The organism is Aeromonas intestinalis (assembly GCF_054052485.1).
On the sequence record NZ_JBSTYK010000014.1, the window covers coordinates 22,636 to 45,298 of the forward strand.

At 63.4% G+C, this 22,663-nt stretch carries 20 protein-coding genes; 10 read left to right on the forward strand and 10 right to left on the reverse strand.

The features are described from left to right. Positions 1-35: 35 nt before the first annotated feature. Positions 36-764, forward strand: coding sequence for a ComF family protein (locus ACW5W7_RS16805; RefSeq protein ID WP_456502430.1), 729 nt, complete (start codon positions 36-38; stop codon positions 762-764). Positions 765-925: 161 nt separating this feature from the next. After that, positions 926-1,504: a Fe-S biogenesis protein NfuA gene (gene nfuA, locus ACW5W7_RS16810; protein ID WP_349920643.1), complete on the forward strand. Its 579-nt coding sequence runs from the start codon at positions 926-928 to the stop codon at positions 1,502-1,504. Between the two features lie 79 nt (positions 1,505-1,583). On the opposite strand, the gene gpsA is transcribed toward nfuA, so the two are convergent. From gpsA to ACW5W7_RS16825, 3 genes are read right to left on the reverse strand one after another with little or no spacing between them, the layout of a single operon-like run. After that, positions 1,584-2,588: an NAD(P)H-dependent glycerol-3-phosphate dehydrogenase gene (gene gpsA, locus ACW5W7_RS16815; RefSeq protein WP_456502431.1), complete on the reverse strand. Its 1,005-nt coding sequence runs from the start codon at positions 2,586-2,588 to the stop codon at positions 1,584-1,586. A gap of 2 nt (positions 2,589-2,590) precedes the next feature. Then, positions 2,591-3,061, reverse strand: coding sequence for a protein-export chaperone SecB (gene secB / locus ACW5W7_RS16820; RefSeq protein WP_349920641.1), 471 nt, complete (start codon positions 3,059-3,061; stop codon positions 2,591-2,593). A 47-nt stretch (positions 3,062-3,108) separates the two neighbouring features. After that, complete coding sequence (locus tag ACW5W7_RS16825) at positions 3,109-3,540, reverse strand: rhodanese-like domain-containing protein (protein WP_349920640.1); 432 nt, start codon at positions 3,538-3,540, stop codon at positions 3,109-3,111. A gap of 347 nt (positions 3,541-3,887) precedes the next feature. Here ACW5W7_RS16825 and gpmM point away from each other — a divergent pair, with 347 nt between their 5' ends. After that, positions 3,888-5,417, forward strand: coding sequence for a 2,3-bisphosphoglycerate-independent phosphoglycerate mutase (gpmM, locus tag ACW5W7_RS16830; RefSeq protein WP_349920639.1), 1,530 nt, complete (start codon positions 3,888-3,890; stop codon positions 5,415-5,417). A gap of 9 nt (positions 5,418-5,426) precedes the next feature. After that, positions 5,427-6,827 carry a peptidoglycan DD-metalloendopeptidase family protein gene (locus tag ACW5W7_RS16835; protein WP_456502432.1) on the forward strand — a complete coding sequence of 467 codons (1,401 nt, stop codon included), beginning with the start codon at positions 5,427-5,429 and terminating at the stop codon, positions 6,825-6,827. A 143-nt stretch (positions 6,828-6,970) separates the two neighbouring features. Here the strand turns inward: ACW5W7_RS16835 and ACW5W7_RS16840 are convergent, their stop codons facing one another. Beyond that, positions 6,971-7,621, reverse strand: a complete 651-nt coding sequence (locus ACW5W7_RS16840; RefSeq protein ID WP_456502433.1) for a Qnr family pentapeptide repeat protein — start codon at positions 7,619-7,621, stop codon at positions 6,971-6,973. An 87-nt stretch (positions 7,622-7,708) separates the two neighbouring features. On the opposite strand from ACW5W7_RS16840, the gene ACW5W7_RS16845 reads away from it, so the two are divergent. Further along, positions 7,709-8,716, forward strand: a complete 1,008-nt coding sequence (locus ACW5W7_RS16845; protein WP_456502434.1) for a substrate-binding domain-containing protein — start codon at positions 7,709-7,711, stop codon at positions 8,714-8,716. Between the two features lie 125 nt (positions 8,717-8,841). Here the strand turns inward: ACW5W7_RS16845 and ACW5W7_RS16850 are convergent, their stop codons facing one another. From ACW5W7_RS16850 to ACW5W7_RS16860, 3 genes are all read right to left on the reverse strand, one after another. Further along, positions 8,842-9,483 (reverse strand): bifunctional 4-hydroxy-2-oxoglutarate aldolase/2-dehydro-3-deoxy-phosphogluconate aldolase, encoded by a 642-nt coding sequence (locus tag ACW5W7_RS16850; RefSeq protein WP_349920635.1) that lies wholly within the window; start codon positions 9,481-9,483, stop codon positions 8,842-8,844. 9 nt (positions 9,484-9,492) lie between these two features. Then, a complete protein-coding gene (gene edd, locus ACW5W7_RS16855; protein ID WP_456502435.1) occupies positions 9,493-11,289 on the reverse strand; it encodes a phosphogluconate dehydratase in 1,797 nt (598 codons plus the stop codon). Positions 11,290-11,350: 61 nt separating this feature from the next. Then, positions 11,351-11,860, reverse strand: a complete 510-nt coding sequence (locus tag ACW5W7_RS16860; protein WP_434665067.1) for a gluconokinase, GntK/IdnK-type — start codon at positions 11,858-11,860, stop codon at positions 11,351-11,353. A 245-nt stretch (positions 11,861-12,105) separates the two neighbouring features. Here ACW5W7_RS16860 and gntU point away from each other — a divergent pair, with 245 nt between their 5' ends. The 4 genes from gntU to ACW5W7_RS16880 all read left to right on the forward strand — a co-directional run bounded on the left by gntU (position 12,106) and on the right by ACW5W7_RS16880 (position 19,357). Further along, on the forward strand, positions 12,106-13,446 hold the full coding sequence (gene gntU, locus ACW5W7_RS16865; RefSeq protein WP_456502436.1) for a gluconate transporter: 1,341 nt from the start codon (positions 12,106-12,108) through the stop codon (positions 13,444-13,446). A gap of 148 nt (positions 13,447-13,594) precedes the next feature. After that, complete coding sequence (gene pssA, locus ACW5W7_RS16870) at positions 13,595-14,944, forward strand: CDP-diacylglycerol--serine O-phosphatidyltransferase (protein WP_456502437.1); 1,350 nt, start codon at positions 13,595-13,597, stop codon at positions 14,942-14,944. Positions 14,945-15,137: 193 nt separating this feature from the next. Next, positions 15,138-17,207, forward strand: coding sequence for an ATP-dependent DNA helicase RecG (gene recG, locus ACW5W7_RS16875; RefSeq protein ID WP_456502438.1), 2,070 nt, complete (start codon positions 15,138-15,140; stop codon positions 17,205-17,207). A 74-nt stretch (positions 17,208-17,281) separates the two neighbouring features. Beyond that, positions 17,282-19,357 carry a membrane assembly protein AsmA gene (locus ACW5W7_RS16880; protein ID WP_456502439.1) on the forward strand — a complete coding sequence of 692 codons (2,076 nt, stop codon included), beginning with the start codon at positions 17,282-17,284 and terminating at the stop codon, positions 19,355-19,357. A gap of 53 nt (positions 19,358-19,410) precedes the next feature. Here the strand turns inward: ACW5W7_RS16880 and ACW5W7_RS16885 are convergent, their stop codons facing one another. Continuing rightward, entirely contained in the window at positions 19,411-20,319 is a 909-nt protein-coding gene (locus tag ACW5W7_RS16885) for a bifunctional GNAT family N-acetyltransferase/hotdog fold thioesterase (protein WP_349920628.1), read from the reverse strand. A 51-nt stretch (positions 20,320-20,370) separates the two neighbouring features. Here ACW5W7_RS16885 and ACW5W7_RS16890 point away from each other — a divergent pair, with 51 nt between their 5' ends. Next, positions 20,371-21,036 carry a spermidine synthase gene (locus ACW5W7_RS16890; RefSeq protein ID WP_456502487.1) on the forward strand — a complete coding sequence of 222 codons (666 nt, stop codon included), beginning with the start codon at positions 20,371-20,373 and terminating at the stop codon, positions 21,034-21,036. A gap of 123 nt (positions 21,037-21,159) precedes the next feature. Here the strand turns inward: ACW5W7_RS16890 and dtd are convergent, their stop codons facing one another. Both dtd and ACW5W7_RS16900 read right to left on the reverse strand, forming a co-directional pair. Next, the gene (gene dtd, locus ACW5W7_RS16895) at positions 21,160-21,597 is read right to left on the reverse strand and encodes a D-aminoacyl-tRNA deacylase (protein WP_456502440.1); all 438 of its coding nucleotides are present in this window, start codon (positions 21,595-21,597) and stop codon (positions 21,160-21,162) included. 134 nt (positions 21,598-21,731) lie between these two features. Continuing rightward, a complete protein-coding gene (locus ACW5W7_RS16900) occupies positions 21,732-22,604 on the reverse strand; it encodes a virulence factor BrkB family protein (protein WP_456502441.1) in 873 nt (290 codons plus the stop codon). Between the last annotated feature and the right edge of the window lie 59 nt (positions 22,605-22,663).

Here is a 22,663-nt window from a genome sequence, read left to right on the forward strand (position 1 = left end):
GACTCAAGATCCTGTTTCTCTGCGTGGATGAGCGCATGTTAAAGCGGCTGCTCGCCAAAGCAAGTCCGATCCTCGGCGACCCCGGTGACTGGCTGGGGTTGTGCCAGCTCTGCCGCCAACCCTGCGATGAGCATCCCCTGCTGTGTCACTGGTGCCAGGCTGCACTGCACCAACCCCAATGCCGTTGCCGACTCTGCGCCGCCCCGCTGTCACAACATGTAAAGGAAGAGGAGCAGATCTGTGGCCGCTGCCAGCGCCGGCCGCCCCCCTGGCAGCGGTTGCAGGTGATCGGGGACTATCTACCCCCCTACCCTCTGTTGATCCCCGGCTTGAAATACGCGGGCCAGATCCTGCTGGCGCCACCGCTCGCCCGGGTGCTGGCGGATCACCTGGACCTGACCCAGCCCCCCGAGGTCATACTGCCGGTGCCGCTGCACTGGTGGCGCCAGTGGTGGCGCGGCTTCAATCAGGCGGAGGAGATAGGGCGGGCGCTTGGCGAGATCACCGGCATCCCCTGCGATGGCAGGCTGCTGCGCAGAGCCAAAGCCACGGCGCAGCAGACCCACCTCAGCGCGGGTCAGCGACGGCGCAACCTGCGTGGCGCCTTCCAGATTGCCCCTCACGCATACCGTCATGTGGCCCTGCTCGATGATGTGGTCACCACGGGCGCCACCGCGGGGCAACTCAGCCGGCTGCTCCATCAGAGCGGGGTCGAGCGGGTGGAGGTGTGGGCACTCTGTCGAACCCTGAGACACATCAAATAGGAAGGGACAAGCGATGTCGGCGAGATGCAGCGTCACGGCCGGGAACCCCGGCGTCGATCGGCCACTGCGCATCACAAGTGGCCGCCGTCATGCTACCCAAGCCCTGCCAAGAGAGTTATCATGAATACCTTAGTCGTACACTCAGGTTTATGAGGATAGTGATGATCAGCATTTCCGACACCGCCCAGGCCCACTTCCGCAAGTTGCTGGAAAAGCAGCCTGATGGCACCAACATCCGGGTGTTTGTGGTCAATCCGGGAACCCAGAATGCCGAGTGCGGCGTATCATATTGCCCACCCGACGCGGTCGATCCGGAAGATCAACACCTGCCCTTCAGTGGCTTCGACTGCCTGGTCGATCCCCTGAGCGCCCCCTTCCTGGTGGATGCCACCATCGACTTCGTCACCGATCAGATGGGCTCCCAGCTCACCCTGAAGGCGCCGAACGCCAAGATGCGCAAGGTCGCTGACGATGCCCCCCTGGCCGATCGCATCGAATACGTGCTGATGTCCGAGGTGAACCCCATGCTGGCCAGTCACGGTGGCAAGGTGACCCTGATTGACATCACCGACGACAAGCTGGCGATTTTGCAGTTTGGCGGCGGTTGCAACGGCTGCTCACAGGTGGATTACACCCTGAAAGAGGGGATCGAGAAGCAGCTGCTGGAGAAATTCCCGGGCGAGCTCAACGGCGTGAAAGACGCCACCGAGCACCAGCGTGGCGATCACTCCTACTATTGATTGCCTGCCGCCCATGAAAAAGGCCCTGCCAGAATCTGGCAGGGCCTTTTGCTATCCGGCGCACCGCGCACCATGACGATTACTCGTCTTTCTTGTCTCGCGACAGCAGGGCGATGGCAGCCTCTTTCGGGTTCTTGCCCTCGTAGAGCACCTTGAAGATCTGCTCGCAGATGGGCATCTCGACGCCACAACGGGCGGCCAGCAGATGCACTTCCTTGGTGTTGCGATAGCCTTCCACCACCTGGCCTATCTCGGCCATGGCGGTGTCCACGTCCTTGCCGGCACCGAGCGCCAGACCGAAACGGCGGTTGCGTGACTGGTTGTCGGTACAGGTCAGCACCAGATCCCCGAGCCCCGCCATCCCCATGAAGGTCTTGGCATCGGCACCCAAGGCGGCACCGAGACGCTGCATCTCCACCAGACCCCGGGTGATGAGCGCGGTTCTGGCGTTGGCGCCAAAACCGAGCCCGTCGGAGAGCCCGGCACCGATGGCGATGACGTTCTTGACCGCGCCACCGAGTTGCAGACCGGTGAAGTCCGGATTGGTGTAAACCCGGAACGAGCGGCCGCAATGGAGCAGCAGGGAGAGATCGTCGGCAAAGTCGTCGTGGGTCGAGGCGACCGAGATGGCGGTCGGCAAGCCGGCAGCCAATTCGCGGGCGAAGGTCGGGCCTGAGATCACCGCCAGCGGTATCTCGTCACCCAGCACCTCGCGCGCCACATCCTGCAACAGCCGACCGCTGTCCGGTTCCAGCCCCTTGGTGGCCCAGGCGATGCGGGTATCCGGGCGCAGGAAGGGCTTGACCCGGGCCAGCACCTGGCCGAACACATGGCTCGGCACGACCAGCAGCAGCACGGGGGCAGCTTGCACCGCCGCCTGCAGATCCGAGGTCAGTTGCAAGTCGGCCGGGAAGGGCACGTCCGGCAGGAAGGCCTTGTTGCAGCGATCCTGTTCCAGCTCGGCGACATGGGCAGGGTCGTGACCCCACAGCAGGGTCGGATGACCGTTGCGCGCCAGAGAAATGGCAAGGGCGGAGCCGTAAGACCCCGCCCCCAGGACCGAGATAGCGATCTGGTCGGCCATTATCAGGCTTCCGCAGCCGCCTGCTGGGCCTGTGCTTGCGCCATGTGCTGGGCAAACAGGGCATCGAAGTTGACCGGTGCCAGGTTCAGCTGCGGGAAGGAACCCTTGCTCACCAGATTAGCCACTGCTTCACGGGCATACGGGAACAGAATGTTCGGGCAGAAGGCCGCCAGGCAGTGAGCCAGCTGGGGTTCCGGCAGGTTGCCGATGGTGAAGATACCGGCCTGCTGCACTTCACACAGGAAGGCGGTCTCGGTTTCCAGCTTGCAGGTCACGGTCAGGGTCAACACCACTTCGTACACGCCGTCGGCCAGGACGTTGGTCTTGGTGTCCATGTCCAGCTTGACGTCCGGTTGCCACTCTTTCTGGAAGATGTGCGGGGTGTTCGGTGCTTCGAAAGAGACATCCTTGGTGTAGACACGCTGGATGTGGAATTCCGGTTGTACTTCCTGGTTGTTGATTTCGTCAGCCATTTCGTTTGATTCCTTTTTATGAAAATGAGTGGGCGCGGGCCCTTAAATCAGCGCTTTTTGGTCACCGGCAGATTCTCTGCCCGCCATTGGGCCATGCCGCCGCTGAGGGTATAAACCTGCTTGAAGCCGGCCTTGCTCAGTTGACGACCCGCACCACCAGCGGTCATCCCCGACTCGCACACCACTATGATGGGGGCGTCTTTGTGCTTTTCAACCGGGCCCAGATTGTTGGCCTGGATCTGGGTGAGGGGCAGGTGGTGAGCACCGGCCAGATGACCCTTGGCGAACTCGTCCTGACTGCGAATATCCACGACGGTGGCATTCTCACGGTTGATCAGCAGGGTGGCCGCGTGGTTGTTCACCGACTTCACCGGAGACAAACGAGCACGCACCGTGGTGTAAACCAGGGTGCCTGCCAGACCCAACCAGGCTGCGGTCAGCAGCGGGTTGCGGGTCGCAAAATCCAAATACTCTTGCATCTTCTACTATCCAGGGACCAAGACAAGTGCCCGAGTATACATGGGGCCCTTGATAAGATCAGCCACCTTGGCGGTAAAGCGGGAGTAAGCTCCCATCAGGGATTGGCCGTCGTTTGCACGGCGGAAAGGGTGGCCGTCAGGCCATGAAAATAACGAAGCAAATCCCGCGACGGGACGAAAAAACCGAGGGACGGACAAGCCGGCAACATGCCCAATACAGCGGGGCAACAGTTAAAAAACCAGGTGGCAGAGGGACTTGGCTATCAGGTGACTATTTCGGCAGATGTAGTAATATTACGCTAGTTTCAGTTCCCGCAATTCATTCCTATCCGAGAGGACATAGCCTTATGTCAACAGCTAAGAAACCGTTGGTTCTGGTCATCATGGACGGTTGGGGCTACAGCACCAAGCAAGAGTACAACGCCGTCGCTGCCGCCAAGACCCCCAACCTCGACCGCCTCGCCCGTGACTACACCAGCACCCTGATCTCCGGCTCCGGCCTGGACGTGGGCCTGCCCGATGGCCAGATGGGCAACTCCGAAGTGGGTCACGTCAACATCGGCGCCGGTCGCATCGTCTACCAGGAACTGACCCGCATCTCCAAGGAGATCCAGGACGGTGACTTCTTCCAGAACGTCGAGCTGGCCAAGGCTGTTGACGGTGCCGTGACCAAAGGCAAGGCCGTGCACATCATGGGCCTGATGTCCCCGGGTGGCGTCCACAGCCACGAAGAGCACATCATGGGCATGATCGAGATGGCCGCCAAACGTGGCGCCGAGCAGATCTACTTCCACGCCTTCCTGGATGGCCGTGACGTGCCGCCGCGCTCCGCCCAGTCCTCCATCGAGCTGTTCGACGCCCTGTTCGCCAAGCTCGGCAAGGGCCGTTTCGCCTCCATGATCGGTCGTTACTACTCCATGGACCGTGACAACCGCTGGGATCGCGTGCAGCAAGCCTATGACCTGATGACCCAGGGCAAGGCCGAGTTCACCGCCGACAGCGCCACCGAAGCCCTGGCCAACGCCTATGCCCGCGACGAGAACGACGAGTTCGTCAAGGCCACCCGCATCGGTGCCGCCGCGCCCATGCAGGATGGCGATGCACTGATCTTCATGAACTTCCGTGCCGACCGCGCCCGCGAGATCACCCGCGCCTTCGTCGACAGCGACTTCACCGGCTTCGCCCGCGCCGCAACGCCTGCACTGAACTTCGTGATGCTGACCGAGTACGCGGCCGACATCAAGACCGCCTGCGCCTACCCGCCCACCGCCCTGGTCAACACCCTGGGTGAATGGCTGGCCAAGCAGGGCAAGACCCAGCTGCGCATCTCCGAAACCGAGAAGTACGCCCACGTCACCTTCTTCTTCAACGGTGGCGAAGAGGATTGCTTCACCGGTGAAGATCGCGAGATCGTCGCCAGCCCGAAAGTGGCCACCTACGATCTGCAGCCGGAGATGAGCTCGGGCGAGCTGACCGACAAGCTGGTCGGCGCCATCAAGAGCGGCAAGTACGACGTCATCATCTGCAACTACCCGAACGGCGACATGGTCGGCCACACCGGCGTGTTCGATGCGGCCGTCAAGGCCTGTGAAGCGGTCGACCACTGCATCGGTCGCGTCACCGAGGCCCTGGCCGAAGTAGGTGGCGAATGCCTCATCACCGCCGACCACGGCAACGCCGAGAAGATGATGGACGAAGAGACTGGTCAGGCCCACACCGCCCACACCAATCTGCCGGTTCCCCTCATCTACTTCGGTCGCAAAGCCGAGGTGGTCGAAGGCGGCAAACTGTCCGATCTGGCCCCCACCATGCTGACCCTCATGGGTCTGCCGGTGCCGCCGGAAATGACTGGCAAGCCCCTGATGATTCTGAAATAATCCTTCCCCATGCGGGGATGCGAAGTTATTTCAACCAAAACCAGTCGCGTCGGCCTGTTGGCCGGCGCGCTGTTTTTTTGCCTGCTCGGCGGCGCCGGCAAGGCGCAGGCTGCCAACCAGCAGCTCGGTGCCATGCAGACCGAAATCAAGGCGCAGCAGAAGACCATCCGGCTGAGCAAGCAGGAGCTGGCCAAACTCAATACCCAGCTCAAGGCGGATGAACAGGCCATCTCGACGGCCGCCGCCAAACTCGATCAGACCAAGCTGCAGCTGAAACAGAACCAGCAGAAGCTGGTGAAACTGCAACAGGACAAGCTGGAACTGGAGCGCCAGGCCAGCCACCAGAAGCAATTGCTGGCCAGACAGGCGGAGAGCGCCTTTCAGGCGGGCAACCACGACTACCTCAAGCTGCTGCTCAATCAGCAGGATCCGGCCAAACTGAGCCGCGCCCTCGACTATTTCGACTACCTCAACAAGGCCCGTATCGAGGCCATCGAAGCCCTGCGTGCGACCCGCACCAAGCTGGCCCACAACCAGCAGGCCACCCAGGAGACCGAGAGCAAGCTGCAGAGTCTGCTCACCGAGCAGCAAGCCACCCACCAGAGCCTGCTGGCCAGCCAGCAGAGCCGCGCCACCGTACGCAACCTGTTGCAGCAATCGGTGCAGGATGACGAGCAGAAGCTGAGCAAGCTGGTGAAGGCTGAGAAGGCCCTCAAGGCGCGACTGGAAGAGCTGCGCCGCCAACAGGAAGAGAAAGAGCGACGCGAGCGGGCGGAGCGGGAACGCCTCGCCAAGTTGAAGGCGGAACAGGAGCGCCAGCGCAAGCTGGAGGCACAACGCCTGGCCGCCGAGCAGAAGCGGATCGCCGAGCAACAGCGTCTTGCCGCCCAGCAGCAGAAGGTGGGGGAGCAGCAGCGGCTCGCCGCCGAGCAGCGCCGGGTCAGCGCACAGCAGGATCGGGTGGCGCAGCAGCAAGCCGCCGCCCGCAACAGCGCCAAGGCAAGCAATGGCTACAGCGGCCTCAAGACCAACGGCAGCCTGCGCTGGCCGGTGCAGGGCCCCATCCTCATCTCCTACGGCTCGCCGCGCACCGCCGAGCTGAAATGGAAGGGCACCCTGATCGGCGCCAGTGAAGGCACCCAGGTCAAGGCGGTCGCCCCGGGTCAGGTGGTCTACGCAGACTGGCTGGACGGCTTCGGCATGCTGCTGGTGATCGATCACGGCCGCGGCTACATGAGCCTCTACGGTCACAATCAGTCGCTGCTGCGCCAGGTCGGCCAGAATGTGGAACAGGGGGAGCCCGTGGCCCTGGTGGGTGACAGTGGTGGTCAGGACAGGCCCGGCCTCTACTTCGAGATCCGCTATCAGGGCGAGGCTATCAACCCCACCAAGTGGCTCGCCAGACGCTAACCTGACGTTCACCAGAAAGCCTGCATGATGCTGGCTTTCTGGTGTTGGCGGGTGGTCAGGATGATGAAAACTTACCGACTATTCTGTCCATCCGGCCGGCTCATCAAGCCTTTCGCCCCCCATCTCTCACATCATCCCGCCATTCAAGGGAAGACGACCAAGCCTATCTGCTCCAGCAAGCCCTGCTGCTGCTCCTCGCTGATCTTGACCCCTTCCAGATTGACCCGCCGCAGATCCAGTCCCGGCAGATCGCACTGGCGCAGATCGCAGCCCTGCAGGTTGAAGCTGGTCCAGTCTATCTGTCCGAAGGCTGAGCCGCCGAGATCGGATCCCGCGAGGGAGGCCCCCAGCAGATTGGCCCCCTGCCAGCGGTTGCCGCCGAGTTCGCACTGCTCCAGCAGGCAGCCCTCGAAGTTGCCGTAGCTGAAGTTGTTGCCGGTCAGGTGCGCCTCGCAGAAGTAGCTCTTCCGGGTGATCTGGTTCGCGAAGCTGGCATTGGCGAAGTTGATGCCCATGGCCTGGCAGTCCCGCATCTCCAGCCCCAGACACTGGCTGCGGCTCAGGTCGGCCAGGGTGAGGTCACAGCGCAGGAAGCTGGCTTCCCGCAGATCGCAGCCCTGCAGCTGGCAACCCTGTTCGTGCTCCCTGTCGTAGAAACTGCAGTCGACGAAGCGGCTCTCGCTCAGATCCAGCCAGGAGAAATTGCAGTCGATGAAGCGGCAATCGCTGAAATCTTCATCGTCCACCTCCTGCTGTTCGAACCGTTTCCCGTTGAAGCTCTTGCCCTTTATCAATTGAAACCTCCCAGCGGCAGCGCCATCGGCTGACTTTGCTACCCAAAACCGTTAATGTTACCTGTAACATTCTCGCCGGACCCCCAGATGAACGATACCCGCAAGCGCCGCCCTACCCTGCAAGACATCGCCGACCTGACCGGGGTGACCAAGATGACCGTCAGCCGCTATCTGCGGGATCCCCAGGCCGTGGCCGAGGGCACTCGCGAACGGGTCGCCGCCGCGGTGGAGACCCTGGGCTACATCCCGAACCGGGCACCGGAGATCCTCTCCAACGCCACCAGCAAGGCCATCGGCATCCTGATCCCCTCCCTCTCCAACCAGGTCTTCTCCGCCGTGGTGCATGGCATCGAATCGGTGACCCGACCTGCCGGCTACCAGGCCCTGCTGGCCCACTACGGCTACAGCCCGCTGCGAGAAGAAGAGCAGGTCGCCTCCCTGCTCTCCTACAACGTGGATGGCCTGATCCTCTCGGACAGCCAGCACACCGAGCGCACCCGCAAGATGATCGCCACCGCCGGCATCCCGGTGGTGGAGACCATGGACCTGCCCCAGGATCCCATCGACATGGTGGTCGGCATGGATCACCGGGCGGCCGCCCGGGCCATGGTAACAGAGATGCTGCGTCGGGGGCGGCGCAAGGTGGTCTATCTGGGGGCGCGGCTCGATGTGCGTACCCAGTTGCGGATGGAAGGCTATTACCAGGCGATGAATGAGGCTGGCCTCGAGGGGCGCCACCTGCTGACCGAGCAATCCTCCACCTTCACCCTGGGAGGCCAGTTGCTGGACCAGGCGCTGGCGCGCTATCCGGATCTGGACGGCCTGTTCTGCACCAACGATGACCTGGCGGTGGGGGCCCTGCTGCAGTGCCAGGCCAAGTGGATCCCCGTGCCTCAGCAGGTCGCCATCGCCGGCAGCAACGCCCTCGACATCGGCCACGCCATGACCCCCAAGCTCGCCAGCATCGTCACCCCGCGCCAGGAGATAGGCCGCGAGGCGGCCGCCATGCTGCTGGCCCGGCTGAGCGGCCAGCCCCACGCCGAGAACCGCCGGGACATGGGTTTCTCCCTCTATGAAGGGGAGAGCCTGGGTTAAACGGCGCCCGGCCTGACCCTCGGGATGCAACAGGGGGGAATAAAAGCGCCCGCCTCCCCTGCTTTGCACGAAAAACGACAGGCCACCCTGAGGTGGCCTGTTTAGTTTTGCTAAACGATAAAGACTTAGCGTTTAACCAATTCAACCGCCTCACGGGACAGGCGGGTCACCTCATCCCAGTTGCCGGCCTTGACGGCCTCTGCCGGCAGCATCCAGGAGCCGCCAACGGTGGCGACACATTTCAGTGCCAGATAGTCGGCCACGTTTTTCGGGCCGATGCCGCCGGTCGGGCAGAACTTGACCTGGGGCAGGGGGGCGGCGATGGCGGACAGCGCCTTGGTGCCGCCGTTGGCCTCGGCCGGGAAGAACTTCAGGTGATCGTACCCGGCTTCCAGCGCCTGCATCACCTCGGACGGGGTGGCCACCCCGGGGATCAGCGGCGCCGTGCTCTTGGCCGCATGGGCCAGCAGGGCCGGGGTCATGCCCGGGGAGATGACGAAGCGGGCACCGGCGGCTACGGCGGCATCGAACTGGGCGCTGTTGAGCACGGTCCCCGCCCCCACCATGGCTTCCGGCATTTCGCGGGCGATGAGGGCGATGGCATCCAGCGCCACCGGGGTACGCAGGGTGATCTCGAAGACCGAGATGCCACCGGCCAGCAGGGCCTTGGCCATGGGCAGGGCCTGATCCAGCTCATTGATGACCATCACGGGCACCAGCGGGGAGGCGGCAAACACCTCGGCGGGAGTCACTTTCCAGTTTTGCATTGCTCTTCCTCAGTCAAAGATGGTGGCGCCACACTCGGCGCTCGATACCGCGCGACGCATCACGCTGAACAGTTCACGACCCCAGCCCTCTTGCTCCAGGGTCAGGTCAATCTCGGCCTGGCTGCGACCACTCAGGTCGCTCAGGCAATCCAGAGTACCGGTTTCGGCATCTACCCGCAGCAGGTCGCCATCACACAGCAGGCCGATGGCCCCGCCGTGCAGCGCCTCCGGAGTGACGTGGATGGCGGCCGGGATCTTGCCGGAAGCCCCGGACAGGCGGCCATCGGTGACCAGCGCCACCTTGTGACCCGCCTTTTGCAGGTTGCCGAGCACCGGCATCAGCTTGTGCAGCTCCGGCATGCCGTTGGCGGCCGGGCCGTTGTGGCGCACCACGATGACCGCATCCTGATTGAGCTCGCCAGCCTTGTAGGCCGCTTCCACCGCATGCTGGGAGGAGAAGACCCGGGCCGGCGCCTCGATGACGCGATATTCCGGCGCCACCGCAGAGACCTTGACCACGGCGCGGCCCAGGTTGCCCGCCAGCAGCTTGGTGCCACCGGTGACCTGGAACACTGAGCCGGAAGGGGAGAGGACGCTCGGATCCGTACTCTCGCCCACCGGTTGCCACACCAGTTTGCCATCCACCAGCTGCGGGCGACTGAGGTAGTCCTGCATCTCGCCGAAGGTCGGGGTGGCATCCAGGTGGATCAGATTGTCTTGCGCCAACCGGCGCATCAGACCGGGCACGGCGCCGGCCTGCTCGAAGGCGTTCACGTCCGCCGGGCCGTTCGGGTACATGCGTACCAGCAGCGGCACTACGTCGGAGAGATCGCTGAGATCGTCCCAGGTCAGTTCCAGCCCCGCAGCGCGGGCCAGCGCCACCATGTGGATGCTGTGGTTGGTGCTGCCACCGGAGGCGAGCAGGGCCACCAGGCCGTTCACCAGGGCGCGCTCGTCGATCACCTCGATCAGGGGGCGATAGGCCGGGGAGCCCGGGATCATGGCGCTGATGCGGCGGGCCGCCTCGGCAGTCAGGGCACGGCGCAGCGCGCTGTGGGGATGCACGAAGGCGGAGCCCGGCAGCATCAGGCCCATGGCCTCGAACACCAGCTGGTTGGTATTGGCGGTGCCGTAGAAGGTGCAGGTACCGGCCGAGTGGTAGGCACCACACTCCATCTGCAGCAGGGCGTCACGGCCCACTTCGCCGGCGGCGTACTGCTGGCGCACCTTGACCTTCTCGTCGTTGCTGATGCCGCTGGCCATGGGGCCGGCAGGGACGAAGGCGGTGGGCAGGTGGGCATGGGAGAGCGCCCCCATGATCTGGCCCGGGGCTATCTTGTCGCAGATGCCGAGCAGCAGGGTCGCATCGAAGGTGTTGTGGGACAGAGACAGCGCCGTCGCCTGGGCGATGAGATCCCGGGAGAAGAGGGACATGTCCATCCCGGGCTGGCCCTGGGTGACGCCATCGCACATGGCAGGCACGCCGCCGGCCACCTGGGCGCTGTGGCCGAGCTCCGCCAGCACCGCCTTGATCTGATCCGGATAGCCCTGATAAGGCTGATGGGCGCTCAGCATGTCGTTGTAGGCGGTGACTATGCCGACATTGGCCCGGGTCATGTCGAGGATGCGGCCCTTCTCGTCGCAGCTGGACGCCGCCACGGCATGGGCAAGGTTGCCGCAGGCCAGGGCGGCGCGGGTCTTGCCCTGCTCGGCCTGGCGCTGGATGCGGGCCTGGAAGGCGGCGCGGCGACTGCGGCTGCGCTCGCGGATACGGTCGGTGACCGCCTGGATCACGGGATGGATCATGACGCTTGCTCCGGTTAAATCATGGGTCGGCGGTCGGCAACCGCCGGGATCAGGGGGCGGCTCACAGGGCCTGCTCCAGTGCCGTGACGGCCCGATCGACCACCTGATCGAAGGTCCCGTCTATATCGATGTGGAATACCCCGGCCTCGCCATCTGGGCGCTCCAGAGTATCAAACTGGCTTTGTACCATGCTTTCTCGCATGAAATGGCCCTTGCGGGCGCGCATCCGCTCGAGGATCAGCGGCTGGTCGCCGTCGAGGAACAGGAAGTGCACCGACTCGTTGCCGTCGCGGATCTGATCCCGGTACTGGCGCTTGAGGGCGGAGCAGACGATCACGCCCACCTCGTTCTTCTGCTCCAGGCTGTAAGCCGCATCGCGGATCCGCTCAAGCCAGGGGGCGCGGTCCTCGTCGTTGAGAGGATTGCCCCCCGCCATCTTCTGGATATTGGCGCGGGGGTGCAGGTCATCACCGTCGATGAACTTGGCACCGAGGATTTCAGCCACCCGAAGGCCGACGCTGGATTTGCCGCTACCACACACACCCATCACGATAATGCTCTTGCCCGCCATTGTTTGACCTCTATCTCATTTTTCAAAAAACGTGTCGTTGATGGGTTTTAACTTACCACGTTACCGGTAACATGTTACCGGTAACAACGAAAAATGTGAAGTCTGCCACAGACTGAACAGTCTCGGCGCCCGGCCAGTGGCACGGGGCGGAGATAAAACAATAAATATAAATAAATCATGTAGATATGCTTGGCTAACGTACGCCAGGCTATCGCAATCGAACTTGGAATAAGGAACGCATAACAATGTCAGACCTCTCCCTGATCATGACGGCCGCCGGCTCCATCGTGCTGCTGCTCTTTCTGGTGATGAAGGCCCGCCTGCACGCCGTCGTCTCCCTCATCTTGGTCTCCATGGTCGCCGGCCTCGCCGCCGGCATGAACCCGGCCGAGATCGCCACCACCATCCAGAAAGGGATGGGGGGCACTCTCGGCTTCGTGGCCGTGGTCGTGGCCCTTGGCGCCATGTTCGGCAAGGTGATGGAAGTGACCGGAGCCCTCGACCGGGTTGCTCACACCCTGCTCGGCACCTTCGGCGTCAAGCGCGCCAGCTGGGCCATGACCCTCACCGGCTTTGTCTGCGCCCTGCCCCTGTTCTTCGACGTGGCCGTGGTGCTGCTGATCGGCGTCGCCTTCGCCATCGTCCGCCGTGGCGGCGGCAGCGTGGTGAAGATAGGCATCGCCCTGCTGGCGGGCATCGCCACCTGCCAGGCCTTCCTGATCCCGGCACCCGGCCCCATCCTGGTGGCCTCCCAGCTGGGTGCCGACTTCGGTTACATGATCCTGTTCGGCCTCATCGCCGCCATTCCGGCCATGATCCTGGCGGGCCCGCTGTTTGGCCAGCTGATCAGCAAGGTGGTGGATGTCCCCCTCCCCGCCGATGCCCAGAACAGCGTGCACGACGGCAGCAAGACCCTGCCCTCCTTCGGGCTGGCCATGGGCCTCATCGGCCTGCCATTGCTGCTGATCGGCCTCAAGACCATCGTCAGCCGCTTCGTGGAGGCGGGTTCCACCCTGCACGACTGGCTGGAGTTCATCGGCCACCCCTTCACCGCCATCATGGTCGCCTGTCTGGCCGCCTTCTATCTGCTGGGGGTGCGTCGCGGCATGTCCCGTGACGAGGTGATGAACATCTGCAACAGCGCCATCCAGCCTGCCGGCGTCATCATCCTGGTGACCGGTGCCGGTGGCGTGTTCAAGCAGGTACTGGTGGACTCCGGTGTCGGTGCCGCCCTCGGCAATACCCTGGCGGACTCCGGCCTGCCCATCGTCGCGCTGGCCTTCATCCTGGCCGCCGCGGTGCGGGTCATCCAGGGCTCGGCCACCGTCGCCATGCTGACCGCCTGCGGCCTGGTGCTGCCGATGCTGGAACCCCTCGGCCTGAGCGGTGCCCAGCTGGCCACCATCACCATCGCCATCGGTGGCGGCGCCATCGTGCTGTCCCACGTCAACGACTCCGGCTTCTGGCTGGCCAACCGCTACCTCGGCCTCAGCGAGAAGCAGACCCTGCAAACCTGGACCGTGATGGAAACCATCATTGGGACCACGGGCGGGATCATGGCGATGATCATCTACAGTTTCCTGTAAGGCGATCTCCCCTCGAAAAGGCCTCCGTTGTGAGGCCTTTTTCAGCTTCTTGATGATTCTTTTACTTTGGCTGAGGGAGTGAGGTTGTTAGAATCGCCTATTCATTGCCCCGAGTGGAACGCTTAACCCCGTGATATCAGGTTTCTCTATGCATTCATCGGCACATTATCGACAGTCGCTGACACGTTTGCCCCAGATCGCGGTCTCCGCCGATCAGTTTCAGGTACTCAGCAGCGCCAAGGAATTCAAGAGCCGGATCCTCTCCCTCATCGCCGGTGCGACCCAGCGTATCTATCTGATCGCCCTCTACCTGCAAGACGATGGGGCGGGACGGGAGATCCTCTCCGCCCTCTACGCCGCCAAGCAACGCAACCCGGCCCTCGATGTCAAAGTCTTCGTTGACTTCCACCGCGCCCAGCGCGGGCTCATCGGCAAGGGCAAGCAAGGTGGCAACCATCTGCTGTATCAGGAGATGGCCGCCCGCCACGAGCACCCCATCGAAATTTACGGGGTGCCGGTAAAGGGGCGCGAGCTGCTCGGGGTGCTGCACCTCAAGGGCTTCATCTTCGACGATGTGCTGCTCTACTCGGGCGCCAGCCTGAACGACATCTACCTGCACCAGCAGGATCGTTATCGTTTCGATCGCTATCACCAGATCCGCAGCCAGGCGCTGACCCGCAGCATGGTCAACTATGTGGATGACGTCTTCCTGCGCAGCGACGCCGTCCAGCGGCTGGATCGCACCGGCATTCCCGGCGCCAAGCAGCTGAAAGGGCAGATCCGTCGCTTCAAACAGGCACTGCGTACCAGCCAGTACCGCTTCGAGACCATACTGCCCAACAGCCAGGAGATCGCCATCACCCCCATGGCGGGCCTGGGCAAGCGCGGCAACCAGCTCAACCGGATGATCCGCAACCTGGTACGAGCCACGGAGCGGGAGATCTTCATCTGCACCCCCTACTTCAACCCTCCCAAGGAGTTGAACAAGGATGTGGAGGCACTGCTCCAGCGCGGTTGCAAGGTGACCATAGTCGTGGGTGACAAGACGGCCAACGACTTCTTCATCCCGCCGGAGGAGAAGTTCTCCACCATCGGTGGGCTGCCCTACCTGTACGAGACCAACCTGCGCAAGTTTGCCGAGCGCAACCAGCGTCACATCGACAGCGGCCGCCTCAACCTGATGCTCTGGTGCTGCGAGAAGAACTCCTATCACCTCAAGGGGATCTTCGTGGACGAGGAGTGGGCGCTGCTCACCGGCAACAACCTCAATCCCCGCGCCTGGGCGCTGGATCTGGAAAACGGCCTGCTGGTGCATGATCAGCACCACCATCTGCGTGCGCGCTTCGCCGAGGAGCGGGACAACATCCTGACCCATGCCCGTCGCATCAGCCGCTTCGACCAGATTGAGCAGATCCAGGATTACCCGGATCAGGTGCGCAAACTGCTGGCCCGGATCCACAGGGTCAAGGCACACCTGTTGCTCAAGCGCATCATCTAACGTCTGTGAAGCCTGCATCCCAGGCGCACAGCCATGCACCCAAAGGCCTGCCGATTTCGGCGGGCCTTTGTCATTCATGGCCCGCCGCCATCGCCCCCTGCCGGCATCTCTGTAACAGCAACGCGGCTTGCATCGCAACATCAATAACCCCTATCATCTGGACATATTTACAGTGTTTTCGGGCATCTAATTGATGAAATTGGATAAAATCTCCCTCGATAGCCTCAAGGGCGTCGGCAGCAAGATGCTGGAGAAACTCGAACGGCTGGGACTCGCCACCGTGCAGGACCTGCTGTTCCACCTCCCCTTGCGTTACGAGGATCGCACCCAGGTGTGGCCCATCGGCGATCTGCCGCCGGGTCTGCACGGCGCGGTCGAGGGTGAAATCCAGGATACCCAGCTGGTCATGGGTCGCCGCCGCATGCTGGTGTGCCGCATCAGCGACGGCACCGGCACCCTGACCCTGCGCTTCTTCAACTTCACCGCCGCCCAGAAGAACAGCCTGGGCCAGGGCCGGCTGATCCGCTGCTTTGGCGAGGTGAGACCCGGCAAATACGGGCTGGAGATGGCCCACCCCGAGTACAAGCTGCTCGGCGAGGAGCAGGCCGGCCAGACCGAGGATGCCCTCACCCCCGTTTATCCCACCACGGAAGGCTTGCGCCAGCTGACCCTGCGCAGCCTCACCGATCAGGCCCTGGCCCAGCTCGACCTCTACGGGGTGGACGAACTGCTGCCTGCCGGCCTCTATCCCCATCAGATCGAACTCGCCGCCGCCCTGCGTCTGCTGCATCGCCCGCCCCCCTCGGTGGCACTGGCATTGCTGGAGAGCGGCCAGCATCCGGCCCAGCAGCGGCTGGTGCTGGAAGAGCTGCTGGCTCACAACCTCTCGGTATTGAAAGTACGTGCCCAGTCCCAGACCCAGCTCGCCCGCGCCCTCAAGCCCGCTCCCACCCTGATCAAACAACTGCTCGGCGCCCTGCCGTTCAAACCGACCGGCGCCCAGAACCGGGTGGTGGCGGAAATAAGCCAGGACTTGCAGCGCCCCTACCCCATGATGCGGCTGGTGCAGGGGGATGTGGGCTCCGGCAAGACGCTGGTCGCGGCGCTCGCCGCCCTGCAGGCCATCGGCAACGGCTGCCAGGTGGGGCTGATGGCCCCGACCGAGCTGCTGGCAGAGCAGCATGCCATCAACTTCGCCAACTGGCTGGCACCGCTCGGCATCAAGGTCGGCTGGCTGGCTGGCAAGCAGAAGGGCAAGGCCCGGGAGGAGGCGCTCGCCGCCATTGCCGATGGCAGCGTCAAGATGGTGGTGGGCACCCACGCCATCTTCCAGGAGCAGGTGGTGTTCCAGCGACTGGCTCTGGTCATCATCGACGAACAGCACAGATTCGGGGTGCACCAGCGCCTCGCCCTGCGGGAGAAAGGGGAACGGGAGGGGGTACACCCCCATCAGCTGATCATGACCGCCACCCCCATCCCCCGCACTCTGGCGATGACCGCCTATGCGGATCTCGATACCTCCATCATCGATGAGCTGCCGCCGGGCCGTACCCCCATCACCACGGTCGCCCTGCCGGACAGCCGCCGGGATGATGTGATAGAACGGGTCAGGCTGGCCTGCGAGGAGGGCAAGCAGGCTTACTGGGTCTGCACCCTGATCGAGGAGTCCGAGGCGCTGGAATGCCAGGCCGCCGAGGATACCGCCGCCGAACTGCAAACCCGATTGCCCGGTCTGCATATCGGCCTGGTGCACGGCCGCATGCGTCCCGTCGAGAAGCAGCGGGTGATGGAGGAGTTCAAGGCAGGCATTCTGCAACTGCTGGTCGCCACCACCGTCATCGAGGTGGGGGTGGATGTGCCGAACGCCAGCCTGATGATCATCGAGAACCCGGAGCGGCTCGGGCTGGCCCAGTTGCACCAGCTGCGCGGCCGGGTCGGGCGGGGATCGGTGGCCTCCCACTGCGTGCTGCTCTATCACGCCCCGCTCTCCAAGACGGCCCAGAGCCGGCTCGGGGTACTGCGCGAGACCAACGATGGTTTCCTCATCGCCCAGCGGGATCTGGAGCTGCGCGGGCCGGGGGAACTGCTCGGCACTCGCCAGACCGGGCTGGCGGATCTCAAGATCGCCGACCTGGTGCGGGATCAACCGCTGATCCCACAGGTGCAGAAAATGGCTCGCTTCCTGATGGACAAGCACCCGAGCCATGTCGAGCCCTTGATCCGGCGCTGGCTCGGCTTGCGGGATCACTATTCCAATGCCTGATCCGTCACCGGTTTGACCCGCAGGATCACTATGCCAACGCCTGACCGGCCCATAGAAACAGGAGAAAAGCACCGATGAATTCCTGGCTACGCGCCCTGCTCTATCTCTTTGCCTTCCTGTTGCTCTTCGTCTGGATGGGGCTTGGCCTGTTCGATGCCGAGCGTGCCAAGGGCCCCATCGCCGACTGGCTGAGCCAGCAGACCGGGGTGCCGGTCAGCATAGGCCGGCTGGTGTTCAATCCGCTCCATCCTTACACCCTGCTGGCGGAGCAGGTGCACTACGGAGACGCGGTGCAGCTCGACAAGATCTATCTGGAGATAGACAACATCGACTGGCTGAACCGGGACGTGCGCATCGCCCACCTGGATCTCATCCGCCCCATCATCAAGCTGCCGCTCCCCAACCAGCTGCCCACCCTGCCGGTGCGCACCCTCACCATCAGCGACAGCACCATCGACAATCTCAGCCTGCTGAGTCCGGAGCTGACCCTGCGTGGCCTGAGCGCCACCCTGAGCGACTGGGAACTGATCGATCCCAAACGCCAGCCCCAGGCCAATCTGACCCTGGCCATCAATCAGCTGGAAGTGCCCCAGTTCACCCTGGCTCGCCTCAACCTGACGGGGCGACTGGAAGCCCAGGTGCTCAGCACCGACAAGCTCACCGCCAGCCTGTTCGACGGCGGGCTTGCAACCGGCATGGTGCTCGACTGGCCTGCTCGCAGCCTGCAACTGCACGATCTCAAGGCGCGCGCCATGCGAGTCGAGCTCGGCGATATCCCACAAGGCAACTTCCCCCTGCGCAAGATAAGCCTGAACAAGGGCCAGTTCGAGCAGCTCAGCGTCAATGCCATCAACCAGGAGATCGCCTTCAACAACTTCAACGGCCAGCTGACCGCCTTCGACTGGCAGGCCGGCCATCGTCCCAGCGGCTACCTCATCGGCACCCTGGCGGACTTCGGTCGCGGCCTGTTCCAGCTGGAGGCGATCAAGGGACGGCTCGCCTTCTCGCCCCAGCAATACGATGCTGAATTGCAGGGCAAGGCCTATGAGGGGGAGTTCAATCTGGAGCTGGCGTTGGACCCGGACCTGCAGCGGCTCACCCTCAAGGAGATGAGCCTGAGCGCCATGGACATCAGCCTGCCAGACGGTTGGTGGCAGGATTGGCAAGGCTGGCGCCCCCAGCAGATCGACGTGCGCAAGCTCACCTTCGACAAGCTCAAGGTGCTCTCCTTCGACGATGCGCTGCCACTCTCCCTGACCGGCTGGCAGTTTTACCTGACCGATCTCAGCCTGCGGGGCAATCAGCCGGGCCCCCTGCTCGGCCGCACCCGGGTGGAGAGCAAATGGTTCGAACTGGTGTGGGACGGCCTCAGTGCCCGCAACGGCGAGCTGGATGGGGAGCTGACCCCCAGCTCCTGGCAACTCCACCGCCTCTCGACCACCCTGCCTGACGAGGGCTCCCTCACCCTGAGCGGCCAATGGGGCAAGGAGCCGGGCCAGAGCAGCCGACTGCAACTGCAGGGCAAGCAGCTGGATATGGAGCAGTGGAACAGCTTGCTACATCCGGACAAGCCCTCCCCCCTCTCGGTGGCGGGCAAGCTGGACATCAGCGCCGATCTGCAGGCCGTGACAGGGGAGACCCCGGACAGCTGGCGCAGTACCCTGCAAGGCAGCCTGAGCCTGGATGCCAAGGATCCCTTCTGGGACAAGGTGGGGATAGATCCCCTGCTGGATGAGTGGTTCAAGGAACCCCAGGCACCCACCATGACGCCAGAGGCGCTGTGGCAGGCGCTGCAAAGAGGGGATACCCCCTTCTACCACATCACACTGCAGGCCAAGGCCGAGCAGGGCAAGGTGACAGTCGAACAGGCCGGCGCCTCCACCATCACCCACCTGCTCGCCCTGCAGGGCGGGCTGGATCTTGCCAAGAGCGAGTGGCAGCTGGATCTCGGGGTGCTGAACAAGCAACGCTGCGCCGAGCTGCTGGCCCAGTGGCGCGGCCCCCTCGATGCCCCGACTCTGGAGTGGCGCTTCCCCACCGGGCAGAACGCCTGCGGCTGGGAGCCCGGGGTTCGCTACCCTGCACAGGGCAACAGCAGCCCGCTCTGGCGCCCGGCCCAGCCCAAACCGGCGCCCCAACCAACGCCATAAACGAACAAGGCCTCATCATGAGGCCTTGTCGTCAGCAGGTCGGCAAGATCAATCTACTGGCCAGCCCGCTTGATGGGTTGCACCACATACTGACCGGAAAACTCCACCGCCAGCTTGCGGCCGCTGAACAGCTGCACCCTCAGGCTGAACTTGGCGGACTCCTTGTTCTTGAGGGGATCCAGCACCGCGGGCATCCCCTCTCGGGCCACCCTGGCTTCCGGCTCCTCGCTCACCGGACGGTAATATTTGATGTTCCCCTCCGCCAGCACTATGTCACCGCCCAGTCCGGCCTCCTTGAGCTGCAACCAGATGAGGCCCCACCCCGCCAGCACGCACTGGCTATAAATGCTGCCGGCGAACATGGTGTCGTGCACATTGAGGTTGGCCGCCAGGTTGGCCTTGAGGTGGAAGGTCTGGCCGTCGTAATGGGTGATGTGGACACCCATCTTCTCGCTGATGGGGATGCCCCTCGACCAGCGGGTGGTGAGATCCTGACACCACTCCGATCGGTACTGGATGGTCTGCAAAGGACTCAGGGACTTGATCATCTGCCGATGGGGGATGCGGCCGAAGGAGACGGGGCCTTCCCCCACCTCCAGGAAGCCGCAGCGACGGTAGAACTCTACCGCCTCCTGGCGGGCGTTCATCACCAGCCGCTTCACCTTCTCGTCCCGGGCGAGCTGCTCGAGGTCTTCCACCATGCGGGCCCCGAGTCCCTGGCCCCGGTACTCGGGGCGCAATGCCATGAAGCGGATCTGGGCCTCGTCCCCCCCGACGAACAGGCGACCGACGGCGATGGGGGTGTCGTCTTCCGCCAGCATCAGACGGTGGATGGCGACGGTGTCGTATTCGTCCCGCTCGGAGCCGATGGGCAGATTGAAGGGCTTGCGCAGTAGCTCCCAGCGCAGTTGGTAGTAAGCATCCAGCTCGGCTGCCGTTTGGGGGGTGACCACCCGGTACATAGATACATCCTTGAGTTACACTGGTCGAAAACCATCTTGCCGTGCAAATTCATGGACTTCAATCTGCAAGCGTACCAAGCCGATCACTTATTGCACCTCAGTGTCAAACCCGAGCGCCGCCTCAGCATCCTGGAAAATGGTCAGCATCGCTGGCTGGAAATGGACGGCGTGGTGCAGTCGGCCATGAGCCTCGCCCAGCCTGAACGCCTCTGCCTGCCCCATCAACGCAGCATTGCCGTTCACCTGCCCGAACGGGCGAAGCGGATCCTGGAACTGGGCCTCGGCGGCGGCGATCTCACCCGCCATCTGGCGGCCCGCTGGCCCGAGGCCGAACACGATTGCGTGGATCTGGACGCCGAGATCCTCACCCTGTTCCAGCAGTTCTTTCAACCCTCTACGCTGCGAGCTCCCCGGCTGCACCAGGCCGATGCACTCCACTTCCTGCTCCAGCATCAGGAACGCTACGATCTGGTGCTGCTGGATCTGTTCAGTCAGGACGGCAATCCCCTGCTGCTGTTCCAGGCCCCCCTCTACCAGGCCCTGGCCCAGCGCCTCACGGGCACCCTCATCATCAACCTGCTGCCACGCACCCAGCTCGAACAGGCGCAGGCCCTGCGGCTGGCGAGGGAGTGGGTCGGTCCCACCGAGCTGCATGCCGTGCCCGGCTACCGCAATGTCATCCTGCACACCACCCGCGAGCCCCATCACGGCTCATAGGGGCTGAAAACGTACCGACAAGCCGGGATCGCCTCTTGACAGGCAGTGGTTATGTATTGCACAGCGAATTTCTGCCATACAAAACGCCATAAAAACAGCCGTTGGCAGCATGAAGGGTAGCTATCAGACCTGCAGCCAGAAGGTCACAGGGCCGTCATTGAGCAGCCGCACCTTCATGTCGGCGGCAAAACGGCCGCTCTCGGTCGGTAGACCGCTCTCCCGCGCCTTGTCCACGAAATAGTCATAGAGGCGCTCCGCCTCCACCGGGTGCGCGCCGCCGGAGAAGCTCGGCCGCATCCCCTTGCCGGTATCCGCCGCCAGGGTGAACTGGGAGACCACCAGCAGGCTGCCGCCGGCCTGACCGACGTTGAGGTTCATCTTGCCGTCCTCGTCGGAGAAGATGCGATAGCCGCTCACCTTGTGCAGCAGCTTGTCGGCCTTGGCCTCATCATCCCCCTGCTCGACCCCGAGCAGCACCAGCAGGCCCCCCTCGATGGCGCCCACCACCTCGCCGTCCACCGTCACGCTGGCCTCGGCAACCCGTTGGATCAATGCAATCACCCGCAACTCCTTCATCTGTGGGAAAGAAACGACCGCCAGCTGGCGGTCGTTGATGGTAGCAATAAGCGATGGGCGCAGGCCAATGTCACATCAGCCTTGCGCACATCCTCCCGCCGGATGGACCCTGGCGCAGCTCAACCCAGCTCCTCGGCCCCCGGCTTCTCATATTCGCCGAGGCAGGCGGTGGTCTCGGCACCGAGCAGTATCACCAGCCAGCTCAGATAGACCCAGACGAACAGGATAGGAATGGTCGCCAACGCCCCGTAGATGGCCTGATAGGAGGGGAAGTTGGTGATATAGATGGCAAAGCCACGCTTGGCCAGCTCGAACAGGGTGGCCGCGACCAGGGCGCCGATGAAGGCATGGGTCAACCGCACCTTGCAGTTCGGCACCACCGTATAGATCAGCAGGAAGGTGAGCACGGAGAACAGGAACGGCAGGCTGCGCAGCAGCAGGAAACCGATGCCGAACAGGCTGTCACCGGCGAACAGCTTGAGGGACAAGATATAAGAGGAGATGGCGAGGCTGGCACCGATGAGCACCGGGCCCAGGGTCAGGATCATCCAGTACATGGCGAAGGCCTGGGCCAGGGGCCGGTTCTGGGTCGAGCGCCAGATGTAGTTGAGGTTCTTGTCGATGGCCGAGATCAGCATCAGTGCCACCACGATCAGGGCGCCAATCCCCACCGCCGTGGTGTTGGTGGCATTGGCCACGAAGCCGTCGATGTACTCCTTGAGCATCTCGCCGGCGGTGGGCACGAAGTTGTGATAGACGAACTGCTCTATCCCCTGCTTCAGGCTCTGGAATACCGGAAAGGCCGACATCATGCCAAACACCACGGCGATCATGGGCACCAGGGAGAGCAGAGTGACATAGGCCAGGTAACCCGCGGTGACGGTCAACCTGTCCTGCTGGAAACGGCCCCAGACAAACTGGGCGAAGTGGCCACCATCGTGGCGCAAGAAGGAAACGGCATGGCCCAGACGGCCACGGATTTTCTGCAACATCGCAATTCTCGAACAATTCATCATGCCGATATTGTGTCAGATAGGGTGGCCATTTGGCC